The 18311-nt window shown below is 69.4% G+C and carries 17 protein-coding genes; 11 read left to right on the top strand and 6 right to left on the bottom strand.

What is annotated here, in order from left to right:
- The first annotated feature begins 3 nt into the window (after positions 1-3).
- Positions 4-1377: an NAD-dependent succinate-semialdehyde dehydrogenase gene (locus ACZ5QD_RS09285; protein ID WP_222111496.1), complete on the top strand. Its 1374-nt coding sequence runs from the start codon at positions 4-6 to the stop codon at positions 1375-1377.
- A 1-nt stretch (position 1378) separates the two neighbouring features.
- Here ACZ5QD_RS09285 and ACZ5QD_RS09280 read toward each other — a convergent pair whose 3' ends face one another.
- Positions 1379-2305 (bottom strand): hypothetical protein, encoded by a 927-nt coding sequence (locus tag ACZ5QD_RS09280; RefSeq protein WP_045540711.1) that lies wholly within the window; start codon positions 2303-2305, stop codon positions 1379-1381.
- Positions 2306-2326: 21 nt separating this feature from the next.
- A complete protein-coding gene (locus tag ACZ5QD_RS09275; RefSeq protein ID WP_039867210.1) occupies positions 2327-2890 on the bottom strand; it encodes an HhH-GPD-type base excision DNA repair protein in 564 nt (187 codons plus the stop codon).
- A gap of 124 nt (positions 2891-3014) precedes the next feature.
- Here ACZ5QD_RS09275 and ACZ5QD_RS09270 point away from each other — a divergent pair, with 124 nt between their 5' ends.
- Both ACZ5QD_RS09270 and ACZ5QD_RS09265 read left to right on the top strand, forming a co-directional pair.
- On the top strand, positions 3015-3548 hold the full coding sequence (locus ACZ5QD_RS09270) for a hypothetical protein (protein ID WP_464367241.1): 534 nt from the start codon (positions 3015-3017) through the stop codon (positions 3546-3548).
- A complete protein-coding gene (locus ACZ5QD_RS09265) occupies positions 3545-4966 on the top strand; it encodes a sugar porter family MFS transporter (protein WP_464367240.1) in 1422 nt (473 codons plus the stop codon). Before ACZ5QD_RS09270 ends, ACZ5QD_RS09265 begins: the two co-directional genes overlap by 4 nt.
- A 1-nt stretch (position 4967) precedes the next feature.
- Here ACZ5QD_RS09265 and ACZ5QD_RS09260 read toward each other — a convergent pair whose 3' ends face one another.
- From ACZ5QD_RS09260 to ACZ5QD_RS09250, 3 genes are all read right to left on the bottom strand, one after another.
- The gene (locus ACZ5QD_RS09260; protein ID WP_062367012.1) at positions 4968-6125 is read right to left on the bottom strand and encodes an alpha/beta hydrolase family protein; all 1158 of its coding nucleotides are present in this window, start codon (positions 6123-6125) and stop codon (positions 4968-4970) included.
- 95 nt (positions 6126-6220) lie between these two features.
- A complete protein-coding gene (locus ACZ5QD_RS09255; RefSeq protein WP_464367239.1) occupies positions 6221-7282 on the bottom strand; it encodes a hypothetical protein in 1062 nt (353 codons plus the stop codon).
- A 286-nt stretch (positions 7283-7568) separates the two neighbouring features.
- Positions 7569-8435 carry an Rv1157c family protein gene (locus ACZ5QD_RS09250; RefSeq protein WP_464367238.1) on the bottom strand — a complete coding sequence of 289 codons (867 nt, stop codon included), beginning with the start codon at positions 8433-8435 and terminating at the stop codon, positions 7569-7571.
- 239 nt (positions 8436-8674) lie between these two features.
- Here ACZ5QD_RS09250 and ACZ5QD_RS09245 point away from each other — a divergent pair, with 239 nt between their 5' ends.
- Genes ACZ5QD_RS09245 through ACZ5QD_RS09230 form a run of 4 tightly spaced genes read left to right on the top strand, consistent with a single transcriptional unit; the run spans position 8675 to position 12815 of the window.
- Positions 8675-9727, top strand: a complete 1053-nt coding sequence (locus ACZ5QD_RS09245; protein ID WP_006895828.1) for a thiamine ABC transporter substrate-binding protein — start codon at positions 8675-8677, stop codon at positions 9725-9727.
- A gap of 2 nt (positions 9728-9729) precedes the next feature.
- Positions 9730-11376 (top strand): ABC transporter permease, encoded by a 1647-nt coding sequence (locus tag ACZ5QD_RS09240; protein ID WP_464367263.1) that lies wholly within the window; start codon positions 9730-9732, stop codon positions 11374-11376.
- Complete coding sequence (locus ACZ5QD_RS09235; protein ID WP_464367237.1) at positions 11377-12405, top strand: ABC transporter ATP-binding protein; 1029 nt, start codon at positions 11377-11379, stop codon at positions 12403-12405.
- On the top strand, positions 12402-12815 hold the full coding sequence (locus ACZ5QD_RS09230) for a (deoxy)nucleoside triphosphate pyrophosphohydrolase (RefSeq protein ID WP_006895833.1): 414 nt from the start codon (positions 12402-12404) through the stop codon (positions 12813-12815). Before ACZ5QD_RS09235 ends, ACZ5QD_RS09230 begins: the two co-directional genes overlap by 4 nt.
- Here the strand turns inward: ACZ5QD_RS09230 and ACZ5QD_RS09225 are convergent.
- Positions 12802-12978 carry a hypothetical protein gene (locus ACZ5QD_RS09225; RefSeq protein WP_006895834.1) on the bottom strand — a complete coding sequence of 59 codons (177 nt, stop codon included), beginning with the start codon at positions 12976-12978 and terminating at the stop codon, positions 12802-12804. The genes ACZ5QD_RS09230 and ACZ5QD_RS09225 overlap by 14 nt on opposite strands.
- A gap of 183 nt (positions 12979-13161) precedes the next feature.
- Between ACZ5QD_RS09225 and typA the strand changes: the two genes are divergently transcribed.
- The 4 genes from typA to ACZ5QD_RS09205 are packed head-to-tail and all read left to right on the top strand — an operon-like array spanning position 13162 to position 18234.
- The gene (gene typA, locus ACZ5QD_RS09220; RefSeq protein ID WP_006895835.1) at positions 13162-15069 is read left to right on the top strand and encodes a translational GTPase TypA; all 1908 of its coding nucleotides are present in this window, start codon (positions 13162-13164) and stop codon (positions 15067-15069) included.
- Between the two features lie 47 nt (positions 15070-15116).
- A complete protein-coding gene (locus ACZ5QD_RS09215) occupies positions 15117-17012 on the top strand; it encodes an ABC transporter family substrate-binding protein (protein WP_052692402.1) in 1896 nt (631 codons plus the stop codon).
- Complete coding sequence (mshB, locus tag ACZ5QD_RS09210; protein ID WP_464367236.1) at positions 16997-17878, top strand: N-acetyl-1-D-myo-inositol-2-amino-2-deoxy-alpha-D-glucopyranoside deacetylase; 882 nt, start codon at positions 16997-16999, stop codon at positions 17876-17878. The genes ACZ5QD_RS09215 and mshB overlap by 16 nt, the downstream gene beginning before the upstream one ends.
- Entirely contained in the window at positions 17875-18234 is a 360-nt protein-coding gene (locus ACZ5QD_RS09205; protein ID WP_045538231.1) for a hypothetical protein, read from the top strand. The genes mshB and ACZ5QD_RS09205 overlap by 4 nt, the downstream gene beginning before the upstream one ends.
- Positions 18235-18311: the final 77 nt, after the last annotated feature.

Raw genomic sequence — 18311 nt, 5'->3', positions numbered from 1 at the left:
CATATGACTGCTTATGTGACCCAGAACCCCGCCACCGGCGTCGTGGAGCGCGAGTTTCCGACGATCACCGACGACCAGATCGATCCGATCCTGGAACGCGCCGAGAAGGCATATCGCCAGTGGCGGCAGACTCCGATCGAGCAGCGCGTACAGATGCTTCGCGACACCGCCGCGGCGTACCGCGACCGGGCGTCCGAACTGGCCGCGGTCATCACGAAGGAGATGGGGAAGCCGACCAAGCAGGGTCTGGGTGAGCTCGCACTGACGGCGATGATCTACGACTGGTACGCGGACAACGGCCCGGCTCTGCTGGAGACCGAGCAACTCGATCCGCAGGGAGCCGCGGAGTCGATCGTCACCCGCACGCCGATCGGCCCGATCCTCGGCATCATGCCGTGGAACTTCCCCTACTACCAGGTGGCCCGGTTCGTAGCCCCGAATCTGTTGCTGGGCAACACGATCATCCTCAAGCACGCCCCGATCTGCGCTGCGTCGTCGGAGCTGATGGAACAGATCGCGCACGCAGCCGGGGTTCCCGCCGACGCCTACATCAACGTCTTCGCGACCAACGAGCAGATCGCGACGATGATCGCCGATCGCCGATTGCAGGGCGTCTCACTCACCGGATCGAGCCGTGCCGGGGCGGCGGTCGCGGAAGTCGCGGCGCGCAGTCTCAAGAAGTCGGTGCTCGAACTCGGCGGATCGGACCCGTTCATCGTGCTCGACACCCCGGACGTCGCGGCGCTGGCCGCCGGCGCCGCAGCCATGCGGACGATGAACGCGGGCCAGGCGTGCAATTCGCCCAAGCGGTTCATCGTCGATGAGTCGATCTACGACGACTTCGTCACGAACCTGACGGCGGCGATCTCCGGGCTCGCGGTGGGCGATCCGGCCGAGGACGGGACCAAGGTGGGGCCGCTGTCGTCGGTCACCGCGCGTGACAACGTGGTCAAGCAGGTCTCGCAGGCGGTGGAGCAGGGCGCGACGCTGCACACCGGCGGAGAGGCCCTCGACGGGCCGGGCGCGTTCATGGCTCCCGCGGTCCTCACCGATGTGACGCCGGAGATGGACGCGTACCGCGAGGAGATCTTCGGCCCGGTGGCGGTGGTCTACAAGTTCTCGTCGGTCGACGAGGCCGTCGATCTGGCCAACGACGTCGAGTACGGACTCTCCGGTTCGGTGTGGAGCTCGGACGTCGAGGCCGCGCAGGCCGTGGCCGACCGGCTCGATGTCGGCATGGCGATGGTGAACGAGCACGGGACCTCGCTGCCCGGCCTGCCCTTCGGCGGCGTCAAGCAGTCGGGGTACGGCCGTGAACTCGGACAGTGGGGTCTCGGCGAGTTCGCCAACGTGCGGTTGCGCCGGACCGCGAAGTAGCTCAGGAGCGACCGGGGTACCGGCTGACGGCGTCGTCGGTCGGGTCCCCGGGAAGCTGCGGCCGCGTCGGTGTCTGCGGGGTCGCCGCGGTTCCGGCGCGGGTGAGGCGCTTGGGGAGCCGGTCGGCCAGCCCGCCGATCGGTGCCACGGACGCATTGAGCAGTTCCACGACCTCGTTGAGGTGGTCGACGGTCTCCTGCATCGCAGCGAGATTCGGCGGCAGCGAGGCGAGCGTCTCGGACAGCTCGGTGAACTTGTCGAGCGGTCCGCCCGGAGCGATCAGCTTCTCGAGGGCACCGTCGGCGCCGAGCAGTTGATCGAGCAGGCCCTCGTCGCCGGCGGCGCGGTCGAGCACGCCGCCGGGCTGAGACAGCTTCTCCAGCACACCGTCCGGAGCGGTCAGCTTGTCGACGATGCCGCCCTCGGATGTCAGCCGCTCGAGGATGCCCTCGTTCTCGGTGAACTGGTCGACCACGCCGCCTTCCCGGGTGAGCCGGTCGAGCGGTCCGTCCTTAGCGGCCAGCCGCATCAGGATCCCCTTCTCGTCCGTCATCTGGTCGAGCAGGCCACCGCGCTCGGTCAGCTTCTCGAGCAGACCGTCCGGAGCGGTGAGACGGTCGATCACGCCGCCCGGCTGGATCAAGCGGTCGAGGGGGCCGCCGTTGGCCAGAATCCGGCCGAAGGGGCGGTCGGGGCTCAGCAGATCGGCCACCTGGCTGAGGATCGCGAGCGGAGCCCGGACAGTGGCGATCTCGCTGTTCTCGTCGATTCCGAGCATCGAGTTCACCTCGGACTCGATGCTCTCGGCGGTGAGCCGCGCGACGTTGACGACCGACTCGACCGTGGAGAGTGCGATACCGGCCGTGGCGAAGCCGAGACGCAGTGGCAGCTTGACGGCCATCCGGACTTCGTTCGCGCTGCTATTCATGGTCGACGATTGTAGCGGTCGTCATTTCCTGGCAGCCGCCTTCGCGGCCTTCTTGAAGTCCCGAACCCGCTGGAGCGACTCCGGATCGGTGACATCGGCCACGGAACGGTATCCCTTGCGGCCGTAATCACCGGTCACCTTGGTCCACCCGCGCGGTTTCACGTCCAGTTGCTTGGCGAGCAGGGCCACGAAGATCTTGGCTTTCTGCTCGCCGAAACCGGGCAGCGCGCGGACACGCCCGAACAGTTCTTCGCCGGTACGGGCAGTGGTCCAGAGGGCGGCGGTGTCGCCGTCGTACTCGTCCACCACCGTTCGGGCGAGCTCCTGGATCCGGCCGGCCATCGACCGCCCGTAGCGGTGGATCGCGGGCGGAGTGGCGCACAATTCGGCGAAGGCCTCCGGGTCGGCGTGGGCGATCGCCACCGGATCGAGGGTGCCGAACCGCTCCAGGATCTTCGCCGGTCCGGCGAACGCCCGTTCCATCGGAAACTGCTGGTCGAGCAGCATGCCCGTCACGAGTGCGAAGGCGTCCGTGGAGAGGAGTGCGTCCGCGACCGGGTCCTGGGCGATCTGGAGGTCAGCCATGCCGCTCATGCTAGTCGCCCGCGGTCATCGGCACGCCGGTCGTCGGCGAACTCCGAGACCCTCTCCGGCGGCGCCCCGGTCGAAGTCCCGGCGCTCGCGGCTCCCGGCTGGCACACTCCCAAGCATGCGTACTGCAGACTGCTCAGCCAGGAGATCGGTTCGGGGAGTACGGCGCCGGGGGAGGGCGGTCGCGGCGGCGGGCGCGAGCGCGGCGGTGCTGGCCGCCGGGTGCGTCGCCGTCCCGCAGGCGCACGCGTCGCCCTACGGCGCCGAGTACGTGCGGTCCATCCGGTGCGACAGCGCCAATCCGTGGCCCGGTGCGCGGCTGCGGATCGTGGTCGATGTATACACGGGCGGCCCGTTTCCGACGGACGGACTGCCGGGGCCGGCCATCACGCTCTCGTCGAACAATCCGGGCGGGGTGGGTCCGGTGCTCGAGCTGACGATGCTCACGACTGTGACCTGGCGCAACCTGTCGACCGGACGGACCGGCACCGTGCGGGTGCCCACCCGCGCGCACGCCGCCGACTGGGACGTCGTGCTCCACCCGGGTCGCGGCGCCGTGCGGTTCACCGTGCATCAGAAGATCGGGGCGATGGCCTTCAACCCGATGGTGAATCCGCAGTACTCGTCGTGCACCGGAACGGCAGTCGCATGACCGCGTCGGAGACCGGGCGCACAGACGTCCCGCTGATGCGAGTCCTCGGAGTCTCGACCGCCGCAGCGGTCGGCGGCTTCCTGTTCGGTTTCGACAGCTCGGTCGTCAACGGTGCGGTGGACGCGATCCAGGGCGAGTTCGAGCTGTCGGACCTGGTCACCGGCGTCGCGGTCGCCATCGCCCTGGTCGGTTGCGCGCTCGGGGCGTGGTTCGCGGGCGGACTCGCCGACCGGTGGGGCCGCAAGAAGGTGATGCTGCTCGGTTCCGCCTTGTTCATCGCCTCGTCGATCGGCGCCGGTCTCACTCAGACGGTGTGGGATCTGATGCTCTGGCGGCTCATCGGGGGTCTGGGCATCGGCATCGCGTCGGTGATCGCTCCCGCGTACATCGCCGAGATCGCGCCCGCCCGGTTCCGCGGCGCGCTCGGTTCGATGCAGCAGCTCGCGATCACGCTGGGCATCTTCGCGGCGCTGCTGTCGGACGCGGTGCTCGCCGACAGTGCCGGCGCCGCCGCCAACACCCTCTGGCTGGACATCGAGGCGTGGCGGTGGATGTTCCTGGTCGGTGTGGTGCCGGCCGTCGTCTACGGCGTGCTGTCGCTGACGATCCCGGAGTCGCCGCGCTATCTGGTGGTCCGCGGACGAGACGGCGAGGCCTCGCGGATTCTCGCTCACGTGACCGGGGAACCCGATCCGGACGGCCGGGTCGCGGAGATCCACCGCACTGTGAAGCTCGAGTCCGCGGCGTCGATGCGCGACCTCGCCGGGCCGGCGTTCGGTCTCCACCCGCTGGTGTGGGTCGGTATCTGGCTCGCCGTGTTCCAGCAGTTCGTGGGCATCAACGCCATCTTCTACTACTCGACCACCCTGTGGCAGTCGGTCGGCTTCTCCGAGTCGGCGTCGTTCGTCACCTCGGTGATCACGGCGGTCATCAACGTGGTGATGACCTTTGTGGCGATCGGCTTCGTGGACCGGGTGGGACGCCGACTGCTGCTGCTCTTCGGCTCCGTGGGCATGTTCGTGGGGCTGGTGCTGGCATCGGTGGCCTTCACGCAGGTCTACGACGCCGTCGACGATTCGGGCGATACGGTCTCGCGGCTCCCGACGAGTTGGGGCGTGCTGGCACTGATCGGCGCGAATCTGTTCGTCATCGCTTTCGCCGCCAGCTGGGGACCGGTGATGTGGGTGATGCTCGGTGAGATGTTCCCCAACCGCTACCGAGCGGTGGCTCTCGGTCTGTGCACCGCAGTGAACTGGCTTTCCAACTTCACCATCTCGCTGCTGTTCCCGGCCGCGATGGGCTGGGTGGGCCCGGCCTTCGTCTACGGCTTCTTCGCGCTGTGCGCCGGGATCTCGTTCTTCTACGTGCGCGCGAAGGTGCCGGAGACGAAGGGCATGGAATTGGAGGAGATGGGCTGACTCAGAACAGTCCGCCGAGGAAATTGTCGACGGCGGCCTGCTCCTGACGCTTGCCCGCCGACTCGTCGCCGGTGAGATACGTGCTCATCTTGACCTTGTTGCTCGAGAGCTGCGCCTGGGTGACGTACCGCAGCGATGCGGGCACCACGACGCTCTCGTCCACCAGGCGCTGGCTCATGAGGATCGGGCGGTTGAAGCCGCGTGCCGGGATCGCGAGCGACTTGCGCAGCGATGATGCGAGCGCGGCGTTCGACGCGAGCGGCTTCGAGACCAGGTCGGCCAGCTGCGTGCCGCCGATCTCTTTGATCAGCGCCGAAGTGCACAGCTTCTGAGCCTTCTGGACCAGGGCTTCGCCGCGCGGGGTGAGGATCGTGCCCAGGTCCTCGGTGCTCTGAGAAGCCAGGGTGTAGAGGACGTCGGCCACCACGGCCGTCGGTACCGCCGAGGACGACGGACTCAGGCCGGCGACCACGTCGTCGTAGCCGGCCGGAATGCTGGTCGCGGCGGCGCCGCGGAAGTCGAGCTCACCGGTCTGCCACGCGGTCGCGTTGCGGGCCAGCGACGTGGCGGCTGCGGCGCCCTGCGTGGAGCCGACCACCGCCCACTTCGGCGACAGCGAGGACGAGCCCACGTCGGCTCCGGCACGGACCGCGTCGACGATGTTGTGCGCGGTCGCGTCGACGTCGGAGTACTGCGGTGAACCCGGCGCGCCGACGGCCGCGTAGTCGGGGGCGATGACGGCGTAGCCGCGACCGAGCAGATGGCTGAGCGTCGAGCGGTCGTCGGCATCGCGCTTGGCCGACGGGGCACATGAATCGTTCCAGCCGTCGGAGCCGTGGGCCCAGACGACGACCGGCCAGCCGGCCGCCGGCGCCTTGCCCCGGGGCTCGAGCAGCACAGCCGTGGACAGATGCAGACGCTCGTCGGCGCCGATGGACCAGTAGCTGTACTGCTGGCCGGCGGCGGCACCCGGCACCAGCGCCCGGCCGTCGATGGTCCGGTTGGCGAACACCGATCCCGCGGTCTGGCCGCCGGTGGGGGCCGGGGCGTCCTCCGGATCGGCGACGGCGAGTGCGCCGGTGACGCCGCCGACCGTCAGCGCGGCTGCCGCGGCGGTCACGACGAGGGTGCGGGCGAGCCGCTTCCGGGCGGTGATCATTATTCGGTCCTTTACGACGGGCCGCCGGGCTGCGGCGGAGTGAGAGAGTGCCGGTGCGGCCGGCACAGTAGGGATCGGCGTCAGTCCTGAACTGGTCAGTTCTGGACTGTGCCGAGCGCGGGCAGGAAGAAGCAGGTGCGGCCGGCGGTGGTCGTGGTGCCGAAGACCGCCGAGAGGATGTGGCCCTTACCGGTGTCGACGCGGGCCAGACGGACGCCGTGGAAGTTCTCGGTGTCGGTGAGCAACTGCTTGAGCGGTCCGGCGGACGCCGCCTCCGACAGCGGCTTCAGATCGGCCAGGCCGCCCTTCATCGTGGTGGTGTTGAACCACGCGACGCGGAACTGGTCCGAGTCGGGCTTGCCGGGCGGCACCAGTGCGAAGGCCGTCTGATCCTCACCGATCGCCGTCAGCAGTTCCTTGCTGTCGGCGGGCAACAGCGAGGTGAGCGCAGTGAGCACCCCGGTGCGGTCGGCGGCGACGGTGGGCCACGGGCCGGGTGCCGCCAGAACCGGGGCGGTGGTGAGTCCGAGCGGGTTGTCGGGGGTGGGCTCGGCGCACAGCGGAGCCACGGCGGGGGACAGCAGGGACGTTCCGGTGACCTTCTGCAGCACGGTCAGCACGTCGGCAGCGGGAGCCGGTGCGGGCGCCGCGGGGACGGTGGCTGCGACCGGGGCGGGCGTCTGCGGGTCGCTCTGTCCGAGCTTGCCCAGACCGAGCTTCTCGAGGCCGGCGCCGTCGAGACCGATGCCGTTGAGAACACTCGCGCTGTCCAGGTACTTCGACAGATCCAGCCGGCCGTCGGAGGAGAGGATGGCGGTGATCGCCTCGACGGCCTTCTCGTCGCCGCCGGTGGCCTTGAGCTTGCGCAGGAGATCGGCGAGCGCGGCGTCGCCCGGAATCGTCGGCAGGGTGCGCACCTGATCGGCCTGCGGTGCGGCCGTCTGCGGTGCGGTGGAGTCGGGTGCCGACGGTGCCGTGGAGTCGGGGACTGTGCTCTGCGGGGCGCTCGTCTCGGGGACGGCGGTGCCCGGAGTGCTCGCCTCGGGCGACGGTGCCGCCGGATCGGCCCCGGCGGCGGCCGGCACAGCGAGTGCTGCGGCGGCGACTGCGAGCCCGGCGATGCCGAACCGCATCGATCGGTACGTGCGTGGACTCACTGGCTTACCTCCACAACTGCGCAACGGCCACGGCGGCCGTGACCGCTGTGGCTGATGTGACTAAAGTTTCTTAAGTTAATAATGAGAATCAACCGCTGGATTTCTCAAGGAGCGAGTCCGAGTCGTTACCTGGATGCGACCCTTTGGAGATGTCGGAGCCGTTGCGCCACAAAGCTTTTCGTTGCCATAGCGATGTCCGTCACAAGTTGCGGCGGCGCCCCTGAAACCGATCAGAGCCCCGGACCTCCGATGGTCCAGGGCTCTGATCGAACTCGGGTCGAGGGGCTCAGATGATCGCGGTGCCGATCGTCGGAGCGATCATGCATGAGACGTTCTTGCCCTTGATCTTCGTCGTCACGGTTCCGTAGATCGTCGACACGATCCGGCCGCGGCCGGTGTTGGCGATGCCGGTGAACGTGCCGGGGCCCTTGGTGGCGTTGATCTTCGGATTGGGCAGCAGCGCCTGCTGTCCGGTGCGGCCGTTGTCGATGTTGAGCCAGGTGACGAAGAGCTTCTGTGCCGACTTCACCGCGGGTCCGGTGCCGAGGCTGGTGTAGACGTAGCCGGCCTGGCCGCGCTTCGGGCCGGGTGCCGGTGCGGCCTGCGGTCCGGCCGTCACCAGGGCCATGCCGACCGAATTGCCGCCGCCGGGCATGCAGCCGAAGCCCAGGGTCGGATACAGGAACTGCTGGATCCGCGGCTTGCCGGGGCCGGTGGGGATGTCGGGCGCGTCGCTCTTCTTCTTCTCGGCCGCGGGGGTCGCCTCGAGCGACAGGGTCTTCGCGGCCTCCTTGGCCCCGGGCTCGCCCAGGAAATCGATCAGCGAGCGCCAGACGTCCTGCGCCTCGGCGGGTACGGCCGGGTTGTCGGCCAGCTTGCGGACCTGGGTCAGGAGCTCGGTGTTGACCTTGCCGTCGGAGTCGCGGGTGGCGGCGGAGCCGATCAGGGCCGGAGTCAGTGCCCCGAGGGATTCGAGGACCTTGGGCTCCACGGTGGGCGCGTGAGCGGCGTCCGGGATCGGAAGCTCCTGCTGCGCGGCCGGAGCGTCCTTCGCGGGCTCGGCCGATGCGGTCGACGGGACGAGCAGAGCGGGGGCGATGACTGCTGCCGCAGCGACGGCTGCGGCGGTGCGGCGGGAGCGCGCGAGTCGCACGGCTGAATCCTCTTCGGTCGACGAACAGTTGTCTAGTGAGGCGAGTGTAGCCACAATCCCATGAAACTACTGAGACGTGTGTGAAAATTGTTACACAAGAGGTTAGAGGGATTTCGACTGCGGATGCCCTCCGAATGCGGATACGCACCGTCAACTGGTTAGATTCGCCTCAGGTGAGCAACAACTGGCCCGCAGGCGAAATCTGGGGGCTTCTCTATCGAGGGGACGTGGGTTAGCAGATGGCCTTCTTCGGCAACGCGCGCTTCGGCAGCGCGCGGCGCAACCGCGCTGTCGTCGCGGCGGCACTGGCAGCCGTGCTGGTGGCGACGTCGGCGTGCACCTCCGGATCGGGTGGTGCCGACGAGGTGACGTTGTTGACGCACGACTCGTTCGAACTGCCGCAGAACCTGATCGACCGGTTCGAGAAGCAGACCGGTACCGAACTCAAGATCGTGCGTTCGGGCGATGCCGGGCAGCTCTCCTCAGTGGTGTCGCTGACCCCGGGATCGCCCAAGGGCGACGCCGTGTTCGGTATCGACAACACCTTCGCGGCCCGGCCGATCGAAGCCAAGGCGCTCGACCCCTACACTTCGCCCGCCGCGGTCGACGGCTCGGCGAAGTACGACATTCAGGGCGCGCCCGGGCAACTCACCGCCGTCGACCGGGGAGACGTGTGCCTGAACGTCGACGATGCCTGGTTCGACAAGCACGGCATCGAGGCGCCCACGTCTCTCGAGCAGCTCACGCAGCCCCGGTACCGGGACATGGCGGCCCTCCTCGACCCGTCGACGTCGTCGCCCGGGATGGGCTTCCTGCTCACCACGATCGGGCGGTTCAAGGGCGGAGTGGACGATTACTGGCGCGGCTTGGTCGACAACGGCGCCCAGATCGTCTCCGGATGGGAAGTGGCCTACAACCAGTTGTTCAGCGCCGGCGCCGGGCACGGCGACAAGCCGATCGTGGTGTCGTACGCGTCGAGTCCGGCCGCCACGCCGGGTACCAGCGCACTGCTGAACGCGTGCTTCGCGCAGGTGGAGTACATCGGCGTCCTGCGCGGTGCGGCGAACACCGCGGGTGCGCGCAAGCTCGTGGACTTCATGCTGACCCCGGAGGTGCAGGCCGCGCTGCCCACGGCCATGTACGTCTATCCGGTGCAGAAAGACATCCCGCTGCCCGCCGACTGGCGGCAGCGTGCGCCGATGCCCGCGTGGACCGTCACGATGTCGCCGGAGTACATCGACGCACACCGTGAACAGTGGCTGAACGAGTGGCGCGCCACGGTCAAGCGCTGACCGTGTCCGTGCCGGCGCGCCGGACCCCGGCGCCGATTCGCCGCACGTCGACGGCCGCTCGGGTCGCGACGGTCGTGCCCGCGGCGTTCATCGTGGTCATGTTCGTATGGCCGCTGGTCACCCTGGCCCGGCGGGCGGTGGCCGATGACGACGGTGCGGGCTTCTGGCAGCTGATCGACCGTACGGGTGGCTGGCATCTGCTGGCGGTCACCCTCGCCCAGGCGGCGGCGTCGGCGGTCCTGACAGTGCTGATCGCGGCGCCGATCGTGTGGCTCATGGCCACCGTGGACCTGCCGGGCACGGCGATCCTCCGGGTGATCGTGACGGTCCCGTTCGTCCTGCCGACCGTGGTGGTGGGGGTGGCCTTCCGGGCGCTGCTGACCGGGCCGCTCGGCTTCCTCGGCGTCACCGACGGGTGGGCGGCGATCCTGCCCGCCCACATCTTCCTCAACGTGGCGGTCGTCGTCCGTGTCGTCAGCGCCGCCTGGCAGCAGATCGACCCGAGGACCGTCGAGGCCGCGCGAACCCTGGGCGCGACCGCGCCGCGGGCCTTCTGGGACGTGGTGGTTCCGCGGATCGCGCCCGCGCTGGCCTCGGCCGCGGCGCTGGTCTTCCTGTTCTGCTCCACCAGCTTCGGTGTCGTGGTGGTCCTCGGCGGCGGCACCGCCCGGACACTGGAGACGGAGATCTACCAGCAGGCGATCGGGTACTTCCGCATCCCGGAGGCGGTGGCGCTCTCCCTCCTGCAGATCGTGGTGGTCGCCTGCGCGCTGCTGCTGACCCGAGCGGTCGGCGGATCGTCCACCGTGGGCGCCGGTACGGCTCCGGCCGCAGGCCACCGGCGACGGCCCCGCGGGCTCCGCCTGCCGGCGGCCCTCCTCGCACTCGCGTGGACCGCCCTGTGGCTTCTGCTGCCCCTGGCGGCGCTGGTGCTCTCGTCGCTGCGCCCCGCGGGTGCCTGGACCCTCGACGGCTACCGCGGCCTGACCGATGGGTCCTACGGCGACTCGGCGCTGTCGGCGATGCGCTACTCCGTCACGAGCGCCGGGGGAGCGACCCTGTTGGCGGTGGTGGGCGGGCTGCTGATCGCGGTCCCGGTGACCCGCGGAGGGGGCCTGCCCGCCCGCTTCACGGCGCTGCTGGCCGTACTGCCGCTCGGTGTGAGCGCGGTGACCCTCGGATTCGGCTATCTGCTGGTGATCGGCACCCTGCCCGTTCAGGTGGCGCAGTCGCCGCTGGTGATCCCGGCCGTGCAGGCGCTGCTGGCGGTGCCGGTGGTGGCGGGGATCATGATTCCCGCGCTCTCCCAGGTGCCCGAACGGCTCCGCGACGCCGCGCGCACGCTCGGAGCACGGCCGTGGCGGGTGCTCCTGTCGGTGGATCTGCGTCTCACGGCGCGGGCGCTGTGCGCCGCGGCCGGTTTCGCCTTCGTGATGGCGATCGGCGAGTTCGGTGCCACCACCTTCCTCGCCCGCGCCGACACCACCACCCTGCCGGTGCTCATCGGATCGCTCATGAGCCGCCCCGGAACCGCGAACCTCGCCACGGCGATGGCCGCATCGGTGCTGCTGGTGGCGGTCAGTGCCGCGGTGATCGCGGCGATAGAGGCCATCGTCGGGACGCGCTCACGCACGGACGGAGAGGGATAGATGCTGACTGTGGAGGGAGCGACCGTCCGGTACGGGCGATTCGAGGCGCTGGCCGGTGTGCAGTGGTCCGTGGGCACCGGAGAGTCCACGGTGACCGCTCTCCTCGGTCCCTCGGGCTGCGGCAAGTCGACGTTGCTGCGCGCGGTGGCCGGCCTCGAACCGCTGGCAGCCGGATCGATCTGCTGGGACGGTGTCGATCTGGCGACGACGGCACCGCATCGCCGCGACTTCGGCGTCGTCTTTCAGGACGGTCAACTGTTCCCCGGCCGTACGGTGGCGCAGAACATCGCCTACGGTCTCGCTCGGCGCCATGTCCGCGGCCGCGCCGCGGCCGATCGGGTCGCGGAGATGCTGAGGCTGGTGCAACTCGACGGATTCGGCGATCGGCCGGTGTCGGCGCTCTCCGGCGGTCAGGCGCAGCGGGTGGCGCTGGCGCGGGCGCTGGCCCCGCGACCGCGGCTGCTGCTGCTCGACGAGCCGCTGGCCGCGCTCGACTCGCAACTCCGCGAATCCCTCGCCGAAGCGATCGGCGACATCGTGCGCCGCGCGGGCACACCGACGGTCCTCGTGACACACGACCACCGCGAGGCGGCGCTGGTGGCCGACACCGTGTCGGTGATGCGCGACGGCGACATCGTCCAGACCGACACGGCGTCGCGGCTGTGGCGCCGGCCGGTGGACGAAGAGACCGCGCGGTTCCTCGGCGCCCGGGCCAGCGTCCCGGGCACCGTCCGGGACGGTGTTCTGACGACCGCGCTCGGCGACGCGAGGCTGACCGGCAGCGCGGACTTCGGCGAACTGCGAGACGGCCCCTGCACGGTGGCTCTGCGTCCGGAGGCCGTCAGCGTCCGACCGGATCCGGAGGGCGATGCGGTGGTGGAGCATGCGGCCGCGCTGGTCGCCGGATGGCGCGTCCGCATCCGGATGGGCGACGAGGTCTTCGAGTGCGTCGGCGATCGGCCGGTGCGCCCGGGAGTGCGGGTACGGCCGACCCTGGAGCCCGGCGCGGTGGCGGTGATCGGACGATGACCGGCGATGTCCTGGTGGTCGCGGGCGCGGTCCTCCACCGATCGCGGGTGCTCCTGGCGCAGCGTGACTATCCGGCCGAGGTGGCCGGTCTCTGGGAGCTGCCGGGCGGCAAGGTGGAATCGGGCGAGACGCCCACGCAGGCGCTCATTCGTGAACTGTGTGAGGAACTCGACGTTCGGGTTTCTGTCGGGGCGCCGCTGGCCGACGTCGTGACACCGCGCGAGGGGCTGAAGTTGGTCGCGCACCGTGCCCGGATCGTCTCCGGGACACCGCGCGCGGTGGAGCATCGCGCCATCGCGTGGGTCGACGCGCAGCGGCTGGCGGAGCTGGACCGCAATAGTCAGATCGTGCCCAATGACATCGGCTGGATCCGGGAACTCACCGCAGAACTGCAGGTCAGGCCGCTCTAGCCTTCTTGAGTGCCTTGTTGGCCTGCTTCTTCGACAGGTGATCGCAGTCGATCTTCTTCATCCGATGGATGACGACCGGGCAACGGAGGCAGCGCGTCGATTTCTTGCAGCACTTCTTCTTCGGCTTGAGCTGCGCCACCTTCGCCGGCGAGGTCTTTCCCATAGCAAGACTTTAGCGCAGCCTAACCATATTCACGCAAGCTCTCGTCGCGACCTCGGCTGAGGTTGCCGTACCCTTAACGGGTTGATCTGGCGCGGCCGAACAGGAGTCGCTCCGCAGATCGAGTGACCGGCTCCGCCATCGGCCGCCGGATACCGCACCTGAACAGATACGAAAGAGACCTTAGTGAGCGCAGTCACCAACTTCCGCAATGTCGCGATCGTGGCGCACGTCGACCACGGCAAGACCACACTGGTCGACGCGATGCTGCGTCAGTCCGGAGTGTTCGGCGAACGTGCCGAACTGGTGGACCGCGTCATGGACTCCGGCGACCTGGAGCGCGAGAAGGGCATCACCATTCTCGCCAAGAACACCGCCGTGCACCGTCGTCAGCCCGACGGCAGCGAGTACGTCATCAACGTCATCGACACCCCCGGTCACGCCGACTTCGGCGGCGAGGTGGAACGCGCGCTCTCGATGGTCGACGGCGTGGTGCTGCTGGTGGACGCCTCCGAGGGGCCGCTGCCGCAGACGCGTTTCGTCCTGCGCAAGGCGCTCGCGGCGTCGCTGCCGGTGATCCTGGTGGTCAACAAGACCGACCGACCCGACGCCCGGATCGGTGAGATCGTCAGCGAATCGCAGGACCTGCTCCTCGACCTCGCCTCCGACCTCGACGACGAGGCCGCTGAGGCCGCGGAGCTGGCGCTGGACCTGCCGGTGCTGTTCGCATCGGGCCGCGCGGGTGTGGCGAGCACCGACATGCCGGAGAACGGCACCGTTCCGGCGGGAGACAACCTCGACCCGCTGTTCGACGTCCTGATCAACAACGTCCCGGCGCCGAAGGGCGACCAGGACGCTCCGCTGCAGGCGCATGTCACCAACCTCGACGCATCGCCGTTCCTCGGTCGTCTCGGCCTGGTCCGCATCCACAACGGCACCCTCCGCAAGGGTCAGCAGGTGGCCTGGATGCGTGAGGTCGACGGCGAGCAGGTCGTCGAGCGCGCCAAGATCACCGAGCTGCTGGTGACTCTCGGCGTCGACCGCGCACCGGCCGAGGAAGCCGTGGCCGGCGACATCGTCGCCGTCGCGGGCATGTCGGAGATCATGATCGGCGACACTCTCGCCGACCCCGAGAACCCGGTCGCACTGCCGCGCATCACCGTCGACGAGCCCGCCATCTCGGCGATCGTCGGCACCAACACCTCGCCGCTCGCCGGCCGCGTCAAGGGGCACAAGCTGACCGCCCGCATGGTCAAGGACCGCCTCGACTCGGAGCTGATCGGCAACGTCTCGCTGCGCGTGCAGGACATCGGCCGCCCCGACGCCTGGGAGGTCCAGGGCCGTGGTGAGCTGGCGCTCGCGATCCTCGTCGAGCAGATGCGCCGTGAGGGCTTCGAATTGACCGTCGGCAAGCCGCAGGTGGTCACCCGCAAGGTCGACGGCAAGACATACGAGCCCTTCGAGCACCTCACGATCGACGTCCCCGAGGAGTACCTCGGCGCGGTTACGCAGCTGCTCGCCGCACGCAAGGGCCGGATGGACCAGATGAACAACCACGGCAGCGGCTGGGTCCGCATGGAGTTCGTGGTCCCGTCTCGCGGTCTGATCGGGTTCCGCACCGACTTCCTGACCGAGACCCGCGGCACCGGCATCGCCAATGCCGTCTTCCACGAGTACGCGCCGTGGGCCGGCGAGATCCGCGCCCGCCACACGGGTTCGTTGGTCTCCGACCGTGCGGGCACCGTGACCCCGTTCGCGATGATTCAGCTCGCCGACCGCGGCACCTTCTTCGTCGATCCCGGCGACGACACCTACGAGGGCCACGTCGTGGGAATCAACCCGCGACTGGAGGATCTCGACATCAACGTCACCCGTGAGAAGAAGCTCACCAACATGCGGCAGTCGTCGGCCGATGTCATGGAGACCCTGGCCAAGCCGATGCAGCTCGACCTCGAAGGCGCCATGGAGTTCTGTGCGGCCGACGAGTGCGTCGAGGTGACGCCCGAGGTGTGCCGGGTGCGTAAGGTCAACCTCGATGCATCGACCCGCGCGCGTGAGCGTTCGCGTGCCAAGGCGCGCGACGCGAACGCCTGAGGGGCCTGACGCCGGACCGTCGACTGGAGGAGCGAGAGGGAGTGCGGATGAGGACCGTGCGGACGCGCATCACCGCGATCGCAGTGACGGGGCTGATCGGCCTCTCAGCGACCGCGTGCATGGCGGATCCGCCGCCGCCGGTGCGGGAGACGCTGCCGACGCACACTCCGAACGAGTACCCCGACGAACGCACCGTCACGGTCGCGACCGACAGCATCGGTTCGGGTTTCAATCCGCATCTCGGAGCCGACCAGGGAACGGTCACCACGGCGATCGCCGCGATGACCCTCCCGAGTCCGTTCGTTCCGGTGAACACCCAGGACGGCGTCCAGTGGCGGATGAACGACGCACTGCTGACCTCCGCCGAGGTCACCTCGTACGACCCGTTCACCGTCGAGTACAAGATCGTCAACGACGCCCAGTGGTCCGACGGGCTGCCGGTGACGGGCGACGACTTCCACTATCTGTGGGAGCAGATGTCCCGGCAGCCCAACGTGATCGGCCCGGCGGGCTACCGCGCTATCTCGGATGTGCAGACCTCCGGCGGCGGCAAAGTCGTCACCGTGACCTTCAACAACGCCTACCCCGCGTGGCGCGAGCTCTTCGACAATCTGCTGCCGAGCCACACGCTGCGGTCGGACCCGACCGGCTTCCAGGTCGGCATGGACAAGGGAAAGCCCGTCACGGCGGGCCCGTTCCAGATCTATTCGATCGACCGGGCCCGCGACGAGGTCCGGCTGATCCGCAACGACCGCTACTGGCGCAAGCCGCCGGAGGTGGACCAGGTGGTCCTCCGCAAGGCGGGCACGCCGCAGCAGATGGCGCAGACCATCCGCAACGGCGACTCCACTCTCGCGGCGCTGCCGAGCGGAGCGGCGTCGGCGGCCGAGCTGGGCGCCATCCCCGGGGTGGTCAGCAGCCGGCTGCCGACCACGAGGGCGCTCGCGGTGAATGCGAATTCGCGGTCGGAGACCATGCGCTCGCAGCAGGTCCGCAAGGCGGTCCTCGGGATGCTCGACGGACGGCTGATCACCGCCGCGGCGGCGGGGGAGACGGTGGTGACACCGTTCGCGAACACCGTGTACGCGCCGTCCGATCCCGGGTACACCCCGGTGGAGAGGCCACGGCCGACGCAGGATGAGGTCCTCGCCCTGCTCGCATCGGCCGGCTACCGACCGGGCGTGCCCACGCCGCGTCCGGCACCCGCTGATCCGTCGGCGTCGAGCACCGCGTCGCCGACCACCCCGGCTGCTCCCGCACCCGCCGACGTCCCGGGACTGCCCTACGGTGTCTCGCCGATTCAATCGAACGGAACCGACCTCGTGGTGCGGATCGGCGCCACCAACACCGACCAGCGCACGATGTCGGCGGCGGAGACGATGGCCGATCAGCTTCGGTCCCGGGGAGTGCGGGCCAGCGTGATCGGGATGTCGAACACCGAGCTGTACGGGCAGGCGCTCACGTCCGGCCGCGTCGATCTCGTCGTCGGATGGACCGGTGTCGGCGGCAGTCCGGCCACCGAGCTCGCCTCGCAGGTGGCCTGCCAGGCTCCGCCCAAGGGCACCGAGGCCGGTGCGCACACGGTGGAGCCCGAGCACGATCAAGCGGCCGACGAGACGGTGCTGCCGACGGTGCCCTCCGGTGCGCCGAGCAGCACTGCGAAGCCGGAGGCCAACGTCTCCGCCGACGAGAGCTACACCGGGAACATCTCCGGGCTGTGCGATCCGACGTTGATCGCGCTGGCCGACGCCGCGATGAGCTCCGAGGACCCGGCACCTCAGCTTCAGGAGGCCGAGGGGCTGCTCGCCGATCAGGCGGTGTACCTGCCGATCTTCCAGGACACGATGTTCTCCGCCGTCACCGACCGCATCTCGGGCGTCTCGCTGGACGGCCCGATGCAACTCGGTGTCTTCGGCGGAGCCGACGGATGGGTGATTCAGTGACCGAACGGGCTCGTCTGCTGCTGCTGCACGCACATCCGGACGACGAGACCATCATGACCGGGGGAGTGATCGCGACGTATCTGGCGCGCGGCGTCGACGTCCGGGTGCTCACCTTCACCCTCGGCGAGGAGGGCGAGGTGATCGGGTCGCAGTGGGCCCAACTGGTCGCTGACGGCGGCGCCGATCAGCTCGGCGGCTACCGGATCGGCGAGTTGCGAGCAGCACTGGCCGAACTCACCCCGCCCGGCGTCGTGGCGCCCCCACCGCGGTTCCTCGGCGGCGCCGGGCGCTGGCGCGACTCCGGCATGGCCGGGACGCCCTCCGCGGAGCATCCGCGGGCGCTGTTCCAGGCCTCCCTCGACGAACTCGCCGGCCAGCTGGCCGACGAACTGGTCGCGTTCGCACCGCAGGTGATCGTCACGTACGACGCCGCGGGGACCTACGGGCACCCCGACCACAAGCGGGTGCACGAGGTGTCCGCGGCCGCGATCCCCGTCGCGGAGTCGAGGCTGGGACGGCCGTTCAAGGTCTACGAGTCAGTGACGCAGCGGTCGGAGCTGGAACGCGGTCTGGCCGCCGTCAGCGAGGTCCCGGCCGGCTGGCGGATGCCCGAGCCCGGCGAATTGCCGAGCTACCCGGACGATCAGGTGACCGCCGCCGTCGACGTCCGCGAGGTGCTCCCGCGCAAGGTGCGTGCCCTCGCGGCTCATGCGACGCAGGTGAGTGTGGCGCGCTCGCGCACCGAGTACGCGCTCAGCAACAACATCGTGTCGCCGGTGCTGCCGACGGAGCACTTCATCCGCGTCGACGCGGGCCGAGTGGCTGGACGGATCGAGACCGACCTCTTCGAGGGAGTGGCGCTGTGACCATCGGAGATCGCCTGGAACTGGCCGTGCTCACGGTCAGCGGCTTCCTGCTCGGCATCCTCACCGCGGCCTTTCTGCTGATCCGGATCGGCGCCTGGCCCTTCCCGGTCACCGCGCTGATCGCCGGCGTCGCGAATGTGCTGATCCTTCGCCTCGCCGAGTCGTACACCAAGTCGGCGTGGCAGTACGCACCGCTGATCGCGTGGACCTTCGTCACCGCGATGGCGATGCTCCCGGTGTTCGGCAACGGCTCGTTGATCGGCGACTGGCGCCTGCTGCTGCTCCTCGCGTGCGGGCTGGCGGTGCCTGCCTTCTACGCCTCGACGTCGCGGGTCCGGAATCTATCCCAGTCCTGATCCGGCCCAGTCCTGATCCGGCCCAGTGCTGATCCGGCCCAGTCTTGATCCGCTCCGGAGCCGAGCCGGTGCCCCGT

It is taken from the genome of Gordonia sp. J1A, assembly GCF_055393515.1.
This window is presented reverse-complemented; position numbering and strand designations above follow the sequence as displayed.

Coding starts and splice junctions, on each gene's coding strand:
- ACZ5QD_RS09285 (WP_222111496.1), top strand. CDS start 4: ATGACTGCTTATGTGACCCAGAACCCCGCCACCGGCGTCGTGGAGCGC.
- ACZ5QD_RS09280 (WP_045540711.1), bottom strand. CDS start 2,305: ATGAATAGCAGCGCGAACGAAGTCCGGATGGCCGTCAAGCTGCCACTG.
- ACZ5QD_RS09275 (WP_039867210.1), bottom strand. CDS start 2,890: ATGGCTGACCTCCAGATCGCCCAGGACCCGGTCGCGGACGCACTCCTC.
- ACZ5QD_RS09270 (WP_464367241.1), top strand. CDS start 3,015: ATGCGTACTGCAGACTGCTCAGCCAGGAGATCGGTTCGGGGAGTACGG.
- ACZ5QD_RS09265 (WP_464367240.1), top strand. CDS start 3,545: ATGACCGCGTCGGAGACCGGGCGCACAGACGTCCCGCTGATGCGAGTC.
- ACZ5QD_RS09260 (WP_062367012.1), bottom strand. CDS start 6,125: ATGATCACCGCCCGGAAGCGGCTCGCCCGCACCCTCGTCGTGACCGCC.
- ACZ5QD_RS09245 (WP_006895828.1), top strand. CDS start 8,675: ATGGCCTTCTTCGGCAACGCGCGCTTCGGCAGCGCGCGGCGCAACCGC.
- ACZ5QD_RS09235 (WP_464367237.1), top strand. CDS start 11,377: ATGCTGACTGTGGAGGGAGCGACCGTCCGGTACGGGCGATTCGAGGCG.
- ACZ5QD_RS09230 (WP_006895833.1), top strand. CDS start 12,402: ATGACCGGCGATGTCCTGGTGGTCGCGGGCGCGGTCCTCCACCGATCG.
- ACZ5QD_RS09225 (WP_006895834.1), bottom strand. CDS start 12,978: ATGGGAAAGACCTCGCCGGCGAAGGTGGCGCAGCTCAAGCCGAAGAAG.
- ACZ5QD_RS09215 (WP_052692402.1), top strand. CDS start 15,117: ATGAGGACCGTGCGGACGCGCATCACCGCGATCGCAGTGACGGGGCTG.
- mshB (WP_464367236.1), top strand. CDS start 16,997: ATGGGTGATTCAGTGACCGAACGGGCTCGTCTGCTGCTGCTGCACGCA.